This window comes from Burkholderia sp. EMB26 (assembly GCF_024730645.1).
Lineage (GTDB): Bacteria > Pseudomonadota > Gammaproteobacteria > Burkholderiales > Burkholderiaceae > Burkholderia > Burkholderia cenocepacia.
The window spans coordinates 356,935-373,501 of sequence record NZ_CP078072.1; the positions used below are offsets into that span (position 1 = coordinate 356,935).

Sequence of the window (16,567 nt, forward strand, 5' to 3'; positions counted from 1 at the left end):
CGGCGGGAACGAGGTCCCGCCGTCGCGCTGGCCGGGCTGGCTACGTCACCGTTCCTTTCTTCAGTTCGTCGATGCACGGAATCCCGGCGCGCCGTTTCGGCCGCAGGAATTTCGGCACCGTGGGCGCCTGGCCGACGCCCGCGTGGCTTTGATCGGCCTTGGGCTTCAACGCGGCCGGCTTGACCTTGTGCGGCAACCGGCAGCCGCCGGCCGGCAGGTCGCCGTACGGATCCTCGTCGGCCGCCGCCGCGGGGGCCGCCGGCATCGCGGGCGCGGCCGCCGCGACCAGCATCGGCGCGAACGGCAACGCATGCACCCGCTCGCCGGTCAGCACGAACGCCCCGTTGGCCACCGCCGGCGCGATCGGCGGCACGCCGGCGTCGCTCAGCCCGGTCGGCTGAGCGTCCGACGGAACGAAGAAGACATCCACCGGCGGCGCTTCCTGCATGCGTATCGGCGAATAGTCGGCGAACCCGGCGTTGCGGACCGCGCCATGGTCGACGTCGATCGCGAAGCCCGGCTTCGTCGTCGCGAGACCGAACAGCGCGCCGCCCTGGATCTGCGCTTCCGCACCGGTCGGGTTGACGATGCGCCCCGCATACACACCGGCCGTCACGCGATGCACGCGCGGTTGTTGCGCTTCGATCGACACTTCCGTCACGTACGCGACGACCGAGCCGGCCGTTTCGTGCATCGCGACCCCCCACGCGCGCCCGGCCGGCAGCGTGCGGATGCCGTAGCCGGACTTGTCGACGGCCAGCGCGAGCGCCTGGCGATGCGCGGTGTGCTCGGGGCCGGCCAGCCGCGCCATCCGGTACGCGACCGGATCCTGCCGCGCCGAGTGCGCGAGCTCGTCGACCAGCGTTTCCATCACGAACGCCGTATGCGTGTTGCCGCCCGAGCGCCAGGTCTGGACCGGCACGTCGGCGTCGGTCTGATGGACCGATACCTGCATCGGGAAGCCGTACGGGCTGTTCGCGACGCCTTCGGTCAGGTTGGGATCGGTGCCGCGCTTGAGCATCGTCGTGCGCTCGAGCGGCGAGCCCTTCAGCACCGACTGGCCGACGACCACATGCTGCCAGTCGCGCACCGCGCCGCTGCCGTCCACGCCGATGTCGACGCGATGCAGCACCATCGGGCGGTAATAGCCGCCGCGCAGATCATCCTCGCGCGTCCAGATCGTCTTGACCGGGCCGAGATGGCCGGCCGCGAGGTATGCGGCGGACACGTGGGCGGCTTCGACCACGTAGTCCGACGTCGGCGTCGAGCGCCGGCCATAGTCGCCGCCCGACGTCAGCGTGAAGATCTGGACTTTCTCCGGCGCGACGCCGAGCGCCTTCGCGACCGCCGCGCGGTCGCTCGTCTGCAGCGACGAGCCGCCCCAGATCTTGATCCCGCACGCGCAGCTCGCCGGCCCGACGTCGACCGTGCAGCTGAGCGGCTCCATCGCCGCATGCGCGAGATACGGAAATTCGTAATCCTTCCGAATGCGCGTGGCCGCCGGCGGCGCGCTGCCCGCGTCGGCCGTGCGCACCACGGTGCCCGGCGTGCCGGCGAGCTGCTTGTACGCCTGCATCTGTTCGGATGACGTGACGGTCGAGCCGGCGTCCTTCCACGTGATCTTCAGCGCATCGCGGCCGAGCTTGGCCGGCCAGTAGCCGTTCGCGATCACGGCCACGCCGGTGCCGCCGCGATCGGTCGGAATCTCGACGACCTCGACCACGCCCTTGACGGCGCGGGCCGCGGCCGCATCGTAGCTCGCGACCTTGCCGCCGAAGCGCGGCGGGCGCGCGACCACGGCCACCATCGTGTCCGGCAGACGCCAATCCATCCCGTACTTGAGCGTGCCGTCGAGCATCCCGCGCGCGTCGATGCGCGGCGTCGGCTTGCCGATGATGCGGAACTGGTCCGGCGACTTCAACGACACCCGCTGCGGTACCGGCATCGCCATCGCGGCCGGTGCGAGTTCGCCGTAGGTCGCGCGGTAGTTGCCGGACGTCACGACACCGTTCGCCGTCCGGCAGGTGGCGGGATCGACCTTCCAGCGCTGCGCGGCCGCGGCGACGAGCATCGCGCGAGCGGAGGCGCCGAGTTCGCGGTACTGCGCGAACGAGTGATTGACCGACGTCGAGCCGGCCGTCATCTGGATACCCGTCACCGGGTCCTTGTACGGCTCGCCCGCCGGCGCGAGCACGGTGCGCACGTTGCGCCAGTCGGCGTCGAGTTCGTCGGCCAGCGCCATCGGCAGCGCGGTGCTGACGCCCTGGCCGGACTCGGTGCGGTTGACGGCAACGGTCACGGTGTTGTCCGGCGCAATGATCAGGAATGCTTGAGGTGGCGAAGGCTGAACGGTTCTGCCGGCTTCGGCCCGCGCCCGCGTCGGCGCGATGCCGAGCGCGAGGCAGCCGCTCGCCGCCATCGTCAGCTTCAGGAAGCCGCGCCGGCCGGGCATCGGAGCATCGGCTCCGGTGACGGAGGATGCATCGCGGTGGGGGGCGTCGGCGCTTGCCGGACGCCCGAAAGTGCGGATACGCATGGTCAAAGTCTCCCGGCAGGCTCAGGCAAGCGCGCGAGCCGCATCGTGAATCGCGGCACGGATGCGCTGGTAAGTCGCGCAACGGCACAGGTTGCCGGCCATCGCGCGGTCGATGTCGGCGTCGGTCGGCGCCTTGTTGCCGCGTAGCAGGCCGGCCGCGCTCATCATCTGGCCGCTCTGGCAGTAGCCGCATTGCGCGACGTCGTGCCGGAGCCACGCGTCGAGGACGGCCTTGCCGACCGCATCGTCGGCGAGATGTTCGGACGTCGTGATGCGCGCATTCCCGACCGCCGACAGCGCCAGCGTGCAGCTTCGGGCCGGGCGGCCGTCGACATGCACGGTGCAGGCGCCGCAGTCGCCGGTGCCGCATCCGAACTTGGTGCCGGTCAACCCGAGGTTGTCGCGCAGCACCCAGAGCACCGGCGTCGACGGATCGGCGTCGATCTCGGCCGGCCGGTCGTTGATATTCAACGTCACCATCGTGAAGTTCTCCCTTGGACACCTCGTTATCGCCCGCGGACCAAAAAGACAATGCGGCGGATCTGAATCAATTAAAGCAGATCCGGTAAAAAGTCGGCATCCGGGAATTTGAGTTTTTTGCCTTTCTTAATAATTTGCGTGATTAATTTAATAAGAATCGCTTTCATCCGGAATGCAAAGTAGTTAATGAAGATGAAAGAGTGTTGAGTTTTGCCAAAAAAATGTCGGCCCCATGGAAAACGTTTGCGAGTCGAGCCTATATTTGACTCGCGATCACTCCGGGAGACACGTGGATCGGACGGCAGGCACCGACCAAACGACAGGCGGGGCAAGGGATGCACGGTTGTTCGACGGCACCGGGCCGGCGTTTGATTGTCGGGCGGGAGGCCCCGTCGCTGCAGGATTTCGGCGTGGAGGCCTCGTTGGCCTGTATAGACAGAGGTGCGAGGAAAGCCGCTCGCCGGGGCAATGCCCTGGTTTGATGAAAAACAATCGTTTCTAATTAGTGGAAAATTTACCGGGTGACGAAGGGGGCTTAAAAGTAAAATATGCCGATTCAATAATTCTCGCCGATTGATTCTCGTTTGTTTTTAATCCAGCCATCCGCTTCGGACTGGTGACGGGACGGTGTTTTTCCAAAAAACATCGAATAGCGTATTCCGGTATTTACCTTCGGCATTTTGAATGCGGCGAGGGAATGCCCGGTGTCGTCGATTCTCTTATGGGAAGGTGTGATTATGCGTATGCGCATGGGCTCGAACAAAAAGCGCGCGGAAGCACGTCCGAAACTCCTCGTGCCGACCGGCATGCTGGTCGCGCTGGTCGGCGCCGGGATCGTTCCCGCCGATGCACTGGCCGCCTGCGTCGGAACCACGACCGTCAGTTGTACCGGAGCCACCACCACCTATTCGAACGGCGCGAACAATCTCAACCTGACCGTCGGGTCCGGCGCGACCGTCTCCGTGGTGCCGCTGATCGGCGGCACCGCGCTGTCGCTGACGGGCAGCGGCGTCACGCTGACCAACAACGGCAGGATCGACCCCGCGTTGTCCGGCTTGAGCCTCGTGTCGAACGGCACGGTCGTCGGCAATATCGCGTCGGCGAGCACGGTCAACGTCACGAACGCCAGCACGGGCGTGATGATGGGCTCGACGAGCTCGCTGCTCAACGGGCCCGCGCTGACGGTCTACAACGGTATCGGCGGCACGACGAACATCACGAACGCCGGCACGATCGGAACGACCGGCCTGCTCGGCTTCAGCGCGGGGCCCACCGCGCAGGTCGTGACCACGTCGGGCGGTGCACAGGTCAACTTCACCAACGCGAGCGGCGGCGCGATCAACGGTTCGGTGGTGCTCGCACCCAGCGGGACACCGGGCGCGGGGAACACGTTCACCAACGCCGGCACCGTCACGGGCAACGTGTCGCTGGGCGCGGCGCTCGGCACGTCGAACACGTTCAATGCGCAGACCGGGTCGTCGGTCGGGCTCGGCGTCGATGCGGGCGTGGGCGGCAACAACACGCTGAACCTGCAACTGAACCCGGCCGCCGGCGGTGCGGCGAACGGCGCCATCGCGATCGATACGTTCGGCAATTTCAACAACCTCGCCGTGCAGGGCGGCACGTGGGACATCACCGGCGCATCGACGGCGGGGAACGCGTCGCTGACCGGCGGCACCGCGATCGTCCACGGCGCGGGTGCGCTGGGCACCGGCACGATCGTCGCCGGCGGCGGCACGCTCGAGGCCGGCGCGGCCGGCGTGAATCTGCTCAACAACGTGACGCTGAACGGCAGCCTGACGGTGGACGGTGCGAACGGGCTTGCATTGTCGGGCTCGATCGGCGGCGTCGGCATGCTGAACGCGCATGGCACCGGCACGCTGGCATTGAACGGCGTCAATACATTCGTCGGCGGAACGAATCTGACGGGCGGCGGCGGGCTGCTCGTCGGCACGAGCGACGCGCTCGGCGGCGGCGCGCTGAACGTGTCGGGCGCGGGCGGCACGCTCGGCACGAGCGTCGGCGGCACGCTGCTCGGCAACGCGGTCAATATCGATACCGGCGTCACGCTGGGCCTGAACGGCTCGGCCGGTCTCGGGCTGAGCGGCGCGATCGCCGGCAACGGCGGGCTGGCGCAAACCGGCCCGGGCATCACGACGCTGCTCGGCCCGAACACGTTCGCGGGCGGCACGACGCTGAGCGGCGGCGGGATCGTCGCCGGCACGGGCGCGGCGCTCGGCACGGGCGCGCTGCACGTGACCGGCACGGGCGGCTCGCTCGCGACGAACGTCGGCGGCACGCTGCTCGGCAATGCGGTCAATCTCGATGCAGGCGCCACACTCGGCCTGAACGGGGCGAACGGCCTGAGTCTCGGCGGCACGATCGCCGGTAACGGCGGCCTTGCGCAAAGCGGCACGGGCACGACGACGCTGCTCGGCGCGAACACGTTCTCGGGCGGCACGGCGCTGAGCGGTGGCGGGTTGATCGCCGGCAATGGCGCGGCGCTCGGCACAGGCGCGCTGAACGTATCCGGGACGGGCGGCACGCTCGCCACGAACGTCGGCGGCACCGTGCTCGGCAATGCGGTGAATCTTGGCGCGGGCGCGACGCTCGGCCTGAACGGCGCGGTCGACCTGAGCCTCGGCGGCGTGATCGGCGGGAGTGGCCAACTGGCGCAAACCGGTGCCGGCACGACCACGCTGCTCGGGACGAACACCTTCACGGGCGGCACGACGCTGAGCGGCGGCGGCCTCGTCGCCGGCAACGGCGCGGCGCTCGGCACGGGCGCGCTGAACGTATCCGGCACGGGCGGCACGCTCGCGACGAACGTCGGCGGCACCGTGCTCGGCAATGCGGTCAACCTGGGCGCGGGCGCGACGCTCGGCCTGAACGGCGCAGCCGATCTCGGCCTGAGCGGCGCGATCTCGGGCGCGGGCAGCCTGGCGCTCGGCGGCACCGGCGCCACGACGCTGTCCGGCGCGAACACGTTCACGGGCGGCGCGAGCCTGACGGGCGGCGGCAGCCTGATCGTCGAAGGCGGCAGTGCGCTCGGTATCGGCGGCGCGTTGAACGTGAGCGGCCTCGGCGGTTCGCTGAGCGCGGATCTGGCCGCCGGCGCGGCACTCGCGAACGGCATCAACCTGAACGGCGCATCGCTGACGCTGAACGGCGCGAACGACCTCGGCCTGAGCGGCGCGATCGGCGGCACCGGCGGTCTCGTGCTGAGCGGCACGGGGACGACGACGCTGTCCGGCGCGAACACCTTCGGCGGCGGCACGACGCTGAGCGCCGGCACGCTGCTCGCCGGCAGCAATACGGCGCTCGGCAGCGGCGCGCTGAACGTCGCCGGTACGGGCGGTGCGCTCGGCGCGAGCGTGAACGGCACCGCGCTGGGCAACGCGGTGAATCTCGGCGCAGGCGCGACGCTCGCGTTGACCGGCGCGAACGATCTGGGCCTGAACGGCGTGATCGCCGGGAGTGGCGGTCTCGCGCAAATCGGCTCGGGCATCACGACGTTGAGCGGCGCGAACACGTTCTCGGGCGGCACGACGCTGAGCGGCGGCGGACTCCTCGCCGGCAACGGCGCCGCACTGGGCACGGGGGCGTTGAACGTGACGGGCACGGGCGGCTCGCTCGGCACGACCGTCGGCGGCACCGTGCTCGGCAACGCGATCCAGCTCGGCGCGGGCGCGGCGCTGACGGTTGGCGGCCCGAACGATCTCGGCCTGAGCGGGCTCATCTCCGGTGCCGGCGGCCTGTCCGTGAACGGCCCGGGCACGACGACGCTCACCGCGGCCGAGACGTTCACCGGCGGCACCACGATCGGCAGCGGCACGCTCGCGATCGGCGCGGGCGGCAGCCTCGCCGCGTCGAGCCCCGTCAACCTGACGGGCGCCGGTGCGCACTTCAACATCGGCGGCGCGACCACTCCGCAGTCGATCGGCACGCTGTCGGGTGTCGCGGGTTCGACGATCGATCTCGGGGCGAACAACCTGACGCTGGCCGGCAGCGGCAGCGGCGTCTTCGCGGGCGACATCGGCGGGGCGGGCGGGCTGACGCTTGCCGGCACCGGCTCGCAGGCGCTCACCGGCAACAACACGTATGCGGGCGGCACCGCGCTGACGGGCGGCAGCCTGGTGGTCGGAAGCGGGACTGCGCTCGGTCTCGGCGCACTCGACGTCAACGGCTCGGCTTCGCTCGGCGCGAGCGTGCCCGGCGTGACGCTCGGCAACGCGGTGAACCTCGGCACCGGCGTCACGCTGGGGCTGAACGGCGCGAACGATCTCGGCCTGAGCGGCACGATCGCCGGGAACGGCGGCCTCGCGCAAACCGGCACGGGCACGACGACGCTGCTCGGCGCGAACACGTTCTCGGGCGGCACCACGCTCACCGGCGGCGGGCTGATCGCCGGCAACGGCGCGGCGCTCGGCACGGGCGCGCTGACGGTCGCGGGCACGGGCGGCACGCTCGCCACGAACGTCGCCGGTACCTTGCTCGGCAACGCGGTGAATCTCGGCGCGGGCGCGACGCTCGGCCTGAACGGCGCGGCCGACCTGAGCCTGGGCGGCGTGATCGCCGGCGACGGCGGGCTCGCGCAAACCGGAAGCGGCACGACGACGCTGCTCGGCGCGAACACGTTCACCGGCGGCACGACGCTGAGCGGCGGCGGGCTCATCGCCGGCAACGGCAGCGCACTCGGTTCCGGCGCGCTGAACGTGACGGGCGCGGGCGGTTCGCTCGGCACGAGCGTCGGCGGCACGGTGCTCGGCAACGCGGTGAGTCTGGGCGCGGGCGCGACGCTGACGGTGGGCGGTGCGAACAATCTGGGCCTCGGCGGCGCGATTTCGGGCGGCGGCAATCTGTCGGTGACCGGCCCGTCGATCACGACGCTCACGGGCGCGGGCAGCTACACCGGCAACACGACGATCGGCAACGGCAGCACGCTCGCGGTCGGCGCGGGCGGCGCGCTGTCGGGCGGCAGTGTGTTCGATCTGGCCGGCGCGGGCGCGACGCTCGACCTGAGCGCGGCCACGTCGCCGCAGACGACGGGCGGGCTGGTCGGCGCGGCCGGCTCGGCGGTGAATCTCGGCGGCAACACCCTGACGCTCGGCGGTTCCGGCAACGGCACGTTCGGCGGCACGATCGGCGGTGCCGGCGGGCTGACGATGGCCGGCACCGGCACGGAGACGCTGACCGGCGCGAACACGTACGGCGGCGGCACGACGATCAACAGCGGCACGCTCGCGATCGGCGCGGGCGGCAGCCTGGCCGCGGGCGGCGCAGTGAATCTGGGCGGCGCCGGCGCAACCTTCGACCTGAGCGGCGCAGGGCTGCCGCAGGCGATCGGCGCGCTGTCGGGCGTAGCCGGTTCGACGGTGAATCTCGGCGGCAACGGCCTGACGCTGGGCGGCGCCGGCAGCGGCACGTTCGGCGGCACGATCGCGGGGGCAGGCGGCAGCCTGACGCTGTCGGGCACGGGCAGCGAAACGCTGACCGGCATCAACACGTACACGGGCGGCACGAACCTGACGGGCGGCGGCACGCTGGTCGCCGGCAACGGCGCGGCGCTCGGTACCGGCGCGTTGAACCTCGCCGGCGCAGGCGGCACGCTGGCCGCGAGCGTCGCCGGCACGACGCTGAACAATGCCGTCAATCTCGGCACGGGTTCGGCGCTGACGCTCGGCGGCACGAACGACCTGGGCCTCGGCGGCATCATCGTCGGCGGCGGCAGCCTCGCGCAAACCGGCAGCGGCACGACCACGCTCACCGGCGCGAACCTCTACACGGGCGGCACGACGCTCGGTGCCGGCGGCTTGTCGGTCGGCAACAACACGGCGCTCGGCACGGGTTCGCTCAACGTCACCGGCAGCGGTGGCGCGCTCAGCGCAAGCACGGCGAACCTGCTGCTGGCGAACGCCGTCGATCTGGGCATCGGTTCGACGCTGAATCTCGGTGGCGCGTTCGACTTCGGCCTGGGCGGCACGATCTCCGGCGCAGGCGGCGTCGTGCAGTCCGGCTCGGGCACGACCACGCTCGGCGGCGCGAACACCTACGGCGGCGGGACGACGTTGAGCAGCGGCGGACTGAGCGTGGGCAACAATACGGCGCTCGGGTCCGGCGCGTTGAACGTGACCGGCAACGGCACGCTGAGCGCGAGCGTAAACGGCACGACGCTCGGCAACGCGGTCACGCTCGGCGCGGGCGCGACGCTCGGGCTGAACGGCGCGAACGATCTCGGCCTGAGCGGCACGATTTCCGGAGGCGGCGCGCTTGCGCAGACCGGCGCGGGCACCACGACGCTCGGCGGCACGAACACGTACGGCGGCGGCACGACGCTGAGCGGCGGCGGGCTCATTGCAGGCAACGGCAGCGCACTCGGTTCCGGCGCGCTGAACGTGACGGGCGCGGGCGGTTCGCTCGGCACGAGCGTCGGCGGCACGACGCTTGGCAATGCGGTGAATCTCGGCGCGGGGGCGACGCTGACCGTTGGGGGGGCGAACGATCTCGGGCTCGGCGGCGGGATCTCGGGCAGCGGCGGCCTGTCGGTCAGCGGCCCGTCGACGACCACGCTCACCGGCGTGAACACCTATACCGGCAACACGACGATCGGCGGCGGCAGCACGCTGGCGGTCGGCGCGGGCGGCAGCCTGTCGGCAGGCAGCGCGCTCGATCTCGCGGGCACGGGCGCGGCGCTCGACATCAGCGCGGCGACCACGCCGCAAACGAGCGGGATGCTGTCCGGCGTGGCGGGCACGAACGTGAATCTCGGCGGCAACACGCTGACGCTGGCCGGTACCGGCAACGGTAACTATGCAGGCACGATCGGCGGCACTGGCGGGTTGACGATGGCAGGCACCGGCACGGAAACGCTGACCGGCACCAACACGTACACGGGCGCGACGACGATCAACAGCGGCACGCTCGCGATCGGCGCGGGCGGCGGCCTGTCCGCGAGCAGCCCGGTAAATCTGGCCGGTGCGGGCGCAACCTTCGACGTCAGCGGCGCGACCACGCCGCAGACGACGGGCACGCTGTCGGGTGTCGCGGGTTCGACGGTGAACCTCGGCGGCAACACCCTGACGCTCGGCGGCGCGGGCAACGGCACGTATGGCGGCACGATCGCGGGTGCGGGCGGCAGCCTGACGCTGTCGGGCACCGGCACCGAAACGCTGACGGGCAACAACACGTACACGGGCGGCACGACCCTGAACGGCGGCGGCACGTTGATCGCGGGCAGCGGTTCGGCGCTCGGCACGGGCGCGCTGAACACGAGCGGCGCAGGCGGCACGCTCGGCACCAGCGTGGCCGGCACGACGCTCGGCAACGCGGTGAATCTCGGCGCGGGGTCGACACTGACGGTTGGCGGTGCGAACAATCTCGGCCTCGGCGGCGCGATCAGCGGCAGCGGCAATCTCGCGGTGAACGGCCCGTCGACGACGACGCTCACCGGCGCCAGCTCGTACACCGGCAACACGACGATCGGCGGCGGCAGCACACTGGCGGTCGGCGCGGGCGGCAGCCTGTCATCGGGCAGTGCGATCGATCTGGCCGGCGCGGGCTCGACGCTGGACGTGAGCGCGGCCACGTCGCCGCAGACGACCGGCACGCTGTCGGGCGCGGCGGGTTCGGCGGTGAACCTCGGCGGCAACACGCTGACGCTCGGCGGGTCGGGCAACGGCACGTTCGGCGGAACGGTCGGCGGCACGGGCGGGTTGACGCTGTCCGGCACCGGCACCGAAACGCTGACGGGGACCAACACGTACACCGGCGCGACGACGATCAACAGCGGCACGCTCGCGATCGGCGCGGGCGGCAGCCTGTCCGCGAGCAGCCCGGTGAACCTGACCGGTACGGGCGCAACCTTCGACGTCAGCGGCGCGACCACGCCGCAGACGACGGGCACGCTGTCGGGTGTCGCCGGTTCGACGGTGAATCTCGGCGGCAACAACCTGACGCTCGGCGGCACGGGCAACGGTACGTATGGCGGCACGATCGCCGGCGCGGGCGGCAGCCTCACGTTGTCGGGCACCGGCACCGAGACGTTGACCGGCAACAACACGTACACGGGCGGCACGACCCTGAGCGGCGGCGGCACGTTGATCGCGGGCAGCGGTTCGGCGCTCGGCACCGGTGCGCTGAACACGAGCGGTGCAGGCGGCACGCTGGCCGCGAGCACGCCGGGCACGACGCTCGGCAACGCGGTGAATCTCGGCGCGGGGTCGACGCTGACGGTCGGCGGGTCGAACGGTCTCGGCCTCGGCGGCGCGATCTCGGGCGGCGGCAACCTCGCGGTGAACGGTCCGTCGACGACGACGCTGTCGGGCGCGAACACCTACACCGGCAGCACGACGATCGGCGGCGGCAGCACGCTAGCGGTCGGCGCGGGCGGCAGCCTGTCGTCGGGCAGCGCGATCGACCTGTCCGGCACCGGCGCCACGCTCGACCTGAGCGCGGCCACGTCGCCGCAGACGAGCGGCGCGCTGTCCGGCGGCACGGGCACGAACGTCAACCTGGGCGGCAATACGTTGACGCTCGGCGGCGCAGGCAGCGGCACGTATGGCGGCGTGATCGGCGGCACGGGCGGGTTGACGCTGTCGGGCACCGGCACCGAAACGCTGACGGGCAACAACACGTACACCGGCGCGACCACGATCAACAGCGGCACGCTCGCGATCGGCGGCAACGGCAGCCTGTCGTCGAGCAGCCCGGTCAGCCTGACGGCGGCCGGCGCGACGCTCGACCTGAGCGGCGCCGCCTCGCCGCAATCGACCGGCGCGATCTCGGGCGTGGCCGGCTCGACGGTGAACCTGGGCAACAACAACCTGACGCTTGGCGGGTCGGCCAGCGGCACCTACGCGGGCAACATCGCCGGCACCGGTGGCGTGACGATGTCGGGTACCGGCACCGAAACGCTGACGGGCAGCAATACGTACACCGGCGCGACCACGATCAACAGCGGCACGCTGGCGATCGGCGCGGGCGGCAGCCTGTCGGGGACGACGCCGGTGAGCCTGACGGGTGCGGGCGCAACCTTCGACCTGAGCGGCGCGACCACGCCGCAGACGACAGGCACGCTGTCGGGTGTCGCGGGTTCGACGGTGAACCTCGGCGGCAATAACCTGACGCTCGGCGGTTCGGGTAGTGGTACTTACGACGGCACGATCGCGGGTGCGGGCGGCAGCCTGACGCTGGGCGGCACGGGCACCGAGACGCTGAACGGGACGAACACGTATACGGGCGGCACGAGCCTGACGGGCGGCGGCACGCTGATCGCGGGCAACGGTTCGGCGCTTGGCTCGGGCGCGCTGAACACGAGCGGCGCGGGCGGCACGCTCGGCACGAGCGTGGCCGGCACGACGCTCGGCAACGCGGTGAATCTCGGTGCGGGATCGACGCTGACGGTTGGCGGTGCGAACAATCTCGGCCTCGGCGGCGCGATCAGCGGAAGCGGCAACCTCGCGGTGAATGGCCCGTCGACGACGACGCTCACCGGCGCCAGCTCGTACACCGGCAACACGACGATCGGCAACGGCAGCACGCTGGCGGTTGGCGCGAGCGGCAGCCTGTCGGGCGGCAGCGCGGTCGATCTGGCCGGTGCAGGGGCGACGCTCGATCTGAGCGCCGCCACGACGCCGCAGTCGACTGGCGCGTTGTCGGGCGTAGCGGGCTCGACGGTGAACCTCGGCGGCAATGCACTGACGCTCGGCGGTTCCGCCAACGGGACGTTCGGCGGCACGATCGCCGGCACGGGCGGCAGCCTGACGCTGTCGGGCACGGGCACCGAAACGCTGAACGGGACGAACACGTACACGGGCGGCACGACCCTGAGCGGCGGCGGCACGCTGCTCGCGGGCAACGGTTCGGCGCTCGGCACGGGCGCGCTGACTACGACCGGCGCAGGCGGTTCGCTCGGCACGAGCGTGGCCGGCACGACGCTGACCAACGCGATCGGTCTCGGCGCGGGGTCGACGCTGACGGTGGGCGGTGCGAACAATCTGGGCCTGGGCGGCGCGATCGTCGGCAGCGGCAATCTCGCGGTGAACGGTCCGTCGACGACGACGCTGACCGGCGCCAGCTCGTACACCGGCAACACGACGATCGGCAACGGCAGCACGCTGGCGGTCGGCGCGGGCGGCAGCCTATCGGCGGGCAGCGCGGTCGATCTGTCGGGTACGGGCGCCACGCTGGACTTGAGCGCCGCGACGACGCCGCAGACCACGGGCGTAGTGTCGGGCGTGTCGGGTTCGACCGTGAACCTGGGCAGCAACACGCTGACGCTGGGCGGCGCCGGTAACGGCACGTACGGCGGCACCGTCGCCGGCACGGGCGGGTTGACGCTGTCGGGCAGCGGCACGCAGACGCTGACGGGCACCAACACGTACACCGGCGCGACGACGATCAACAGCGGCACGCTGGCGATCGGCGCGGGCGGCAGCCTGTCCGGCAGCAGCCCGCTGAACCTGGCCGGTGCGGGCGCAACCTTCGACGTCAGCGGTGCGACGACGCCGCAAACGACGACCGCGTTGTCGGGTGTCGCCGGTTCGACGGTGAACCTCGGCGGCAACACCCTGACGCTCGGCGGGTCGGGCAGCGGCACGTACGGCGGCACGATCGCCGGCACGGGCGGCAGCCTCACGTTGTCGGGCACGGGCACCGAAACGCTGACCGGCGCGAACACGTATTCGGGCGGCACGAACCTGACCGGTGGCGGCACGCTGGTCGCGGGGAATAACACGGCGCTCGGTACCGGCGTGCTGAATGCGAGCGGTGCGGGCGGCACGCTGGCTGCCGGCACGCCGGGCACGACGTTGAACAACACGGTGAACCTCGGTACGGGATCGACGCTGACGGTCGGCGGCGCGAACAACCTCGGCCTGGGCGGCGCGATCTCGGGTGGCGGCACGCTCGCGGTCAACGGTCCGGCGACGACGACGCTGTCGGGTGCCAACACCTACACCGGTGGCACGAACGTCACCGGCGGCGGCACGCTGGTCGCCGGCACGCCGACCGCACTCGGCAGCGGCACGCTGAGCGTCGGCGGCAACGGCGGCACGCTCGGCACCAGCGTCGCGGGCACGACGCTCGGCAACGCGGTGAATCTTGGCGCGGGTTCGACGCTGACGGTGGGCGGCGCCAACAACCTCGGCCTGAGCGGCCCGATCTCCGGTGGCGGCAACCTGGCGGTGAGCGGCCCGTCGACGACGACCCTCAGCGGCGCGAACGCGTACACGGGCGGCACGACGATCGGCAACGGCAGCACGCTGGCGGTCGCCGGCAACGGCGGCCTGTCGGCGGGCAGCGCGCTGACGTTGGCCGGCAACGGCGCGACGCTCGATGTCAGCGCGGCCACGACACCGCAGACGGCGAGCGCGCTGTCGGGCGCCGCCGGTTCGACCGTGAATCTCGGCGGCAATACGCTGACCGTGGCCGGTCCGACGGGCGGTTCGTTCGGCGGCACGATCGCCGGCACCGGCGGCTTCGCGGTGCAGGGCGGCGGCACGCAGACGCTGACGGGCGCCAACACGTACACCGGCGGCACGACGATCGGCAGCGGCAGCATGCTCGCGCTTGCCGGCGCAGGCAGCCTCGCGTCGACGAGCCCGGTGATTCTCGCGGGCAGCGGCGCGACGCTGGACCTCACGGGTTCGGCCGCACCGCAGTCGATCGGCACGCTGTCGGGCACGACGGGTTCGAACGTGAACCTCGGCGCGACGCCGCTGACCGTCAATACCGCCGGCACCAGCTCGTTCGCGGGCACGCTGTCGGGTACCGGCCCGCTGACGCTGGCCGGCACGGGTGCACAGGTGCTGAGCGGGACCAACACGCTGTCCGGGCCGACCACCGTGACGGGCGGCACGCTCGCGGTCACCGGTTCGCTGGCCAACTCGCCGGTGACCGTCGGCAGCGGCGCGACCGTCACCGGGACGGGCACGATCGGCGGCCTGGTCGTGTCGGGCGGCGGCACCGCATCGGTCCTCCAGCTCGGGCAGCCGCTGAAGGTCGCGGGCAACGCGACCTTCCAGCCGGGCTCGACGCTGCAGGTCGGCGCCACGCCGCAACAGAGCGGCGGTCTCGACGTGACCGGCTCCGCCACGCTCAACGGTGGATCGGTACAGGTCGTCGCGGCCACCGGGCAATACCAGCCGGGCAAGCTCTACACCATCGTGAATGCCGGCGCGGGCGTGCAAGGGCAGTTCAGCGCGGTGAACTCGACGTATGCGTTCCTCACGCCGACGCTCACGTACAACCCGGCGCAGGTGCTGATGTCGCTGACGCCGAACGGCACGCCGTTCTCGTCGGTCGCGACGACACCCGACGGGCAAGCGGTGGCGGGTGCGGTCGGCACGCTCGGCGCCGGCAACCCGCTGTTCGACACGGTGCTGACGTCGGATGCGCCGACCGCGAACCGCGCGTTCACGCAACTGGCCGGCGATCTGTATCCGAGTACGCGCAGCGTGCTGTTGTCGGATAGCCGCTACGTGCGTGATGCGGTGCTCGATCGTGCGCGGCTCGGTTCGCAGCCGGGCGGGGCGCTGTGCGGATGCGAGGCACCGGTGTCGGCGGACGATCATTCGGCGGCGCTCGACCGGCGCATGGTCGCGGAGAACGGCTGCACGCCGGCCAAGTCGTACAAGCCCGCGGTGTGGGGCCGGCTGTACGGTTCGCATAGCCGGTTCGACGGCGACGGCGTCGCGTCGATCGATCGCAACCTGTATGGCTTCGTCGTCGGCACGGATGCGGAAGTCAGCAGCCACTGGCGCGTCGGTATCGCGGGCGGTGCGTCGCGCAGCCAGCTCAATACCGACCAGAACGAGTCGGCGAAGGTCAACGGCGAGACGATCGCGCTGTACGCGAGCGGCCGGTACAACGCGTGGAACGTGCGCGGTGGCGTGTCGCAGTCGTGGTACCGCGTGCATAGCGAGCGCAATCCGTCGTTCGGCAGCTTCTCCGATCACGATACCGCCAGCTACGACGCGAACGCGACGCAGGTGTTCACCGAGATCGGCTACTCGACGGCGTTCCGTAACGTCGCGCTCGAACCGTTCGTCGGCCTCGCGTACGCCAGCCTGCACACCGACGGCTTCAAGGAGAACGGCGGCGCGGCGGCGCTGCAGGGCGATTCCGATACGACGGGCCTCGGCTTCTCGACACTCGGCGTGCGGGCCTCGACCGACGTCGCGGTCACGACGAAGGGCAAGGTCATGGCGTTCGGCACCGTCGGCTGGCGGCACGCGTTCGGCAATACGCAGCCGGCGTCGAGGCTGTCGTTCGCGAGCGGCGGCTCGCCGTTCAGCGTCACCGGCGTGCCGGTCGCGCGTGATGCGGCAGTGCTCGAGGTCGGTGTCGATGCGGCCATCACGAAGAACCTGTCGCTCGGGCTGTCTTACAGCGGCCAGATCGGCGGCAGCATCAGCGACCACGCGCTGTACGGCAATCTGTTGTGGAAGTTCTGAGGGGAGGGGCGGCGGCCGCTTGCGATGGAATCGTCGTGAGCGGCCGATCGTTTGACGATCGTTCGATGATCGTCAGATTGTTGATTCGTTTTGCAGA

General features: G+C 71.1%; 3 protein-coding genes. 1 reads left to right on the forward strand and 2 read right to left on the reverse strand.

Translation table 11 applies throughout. The features are described 5' to 3' along the window. Window positions 1–40: 40 nt before the first annotated feature. Entirely contained in the window at window positions 41–2,536 is a 2,496-nt protein-coding gene (locus KU887_RS32005; RefSeq protein WP_258258802.1) for a xanthine dehydrogenase family protein molybdopterin-binding subunit, read from the reverse strand. 21 nt (window positions 2,537–2,557) lie between these two features. Continuing rightward, window positions 2,558–3,016 (reverse strand): (2Fe-2S)-binding protein, encoded by a 459-nt coding sequence (locus tag KU887_RS32010; protein ID WP_006498103.1) that lies wholly within the window; start codon window positions 3,014–3,016, stop codon window positions 2,558–2,560. 737 nt (window positions 3,017–3,753) lie between these two features. Between KU887_RS32010 and KU887_RS32015 the strand changes: the two genes are divergently transcribed. Then, window positions 3,754–16,470, forward strand: coding sequence for an autotransporter-associated beta strand repeat-containing protein (locus KU887_RS32015; protein WP_258258803.1), 12,717 nt, complete (start codon window positions 3,754–3,756; stop codon window positions 16,468–16,470). Window positions 16,471–16,567 lie beyond the last annotated feature (97 nt).

What these genes read in the sequence shown, in the direction of transcription:
- KU887_RS32010 (WP_006498103.1), bottom strand. Translation starts at nt 3,016, where the DNA reads ATGGTGACGTTGAATATCAACGACCGGCCGGCCGAGATCGACGCCGAT.
- KU887_RS32005 (WP_258258802.1), bottom strand. Translation starts at nt 2,536, where the DNA reads ATGCGTATCCGCACTTTCGGGCGTCCGGCAAGCGCCGACGCCCCCCAC.
- KU887_RS32015 (WP_258258803.1), top strand. Translation starts at nt 3,754, where the DNA reads ATGCGTATGCGCATGGGCTCGAACAAAAAGCGCGCGGAAGCACGTCCG.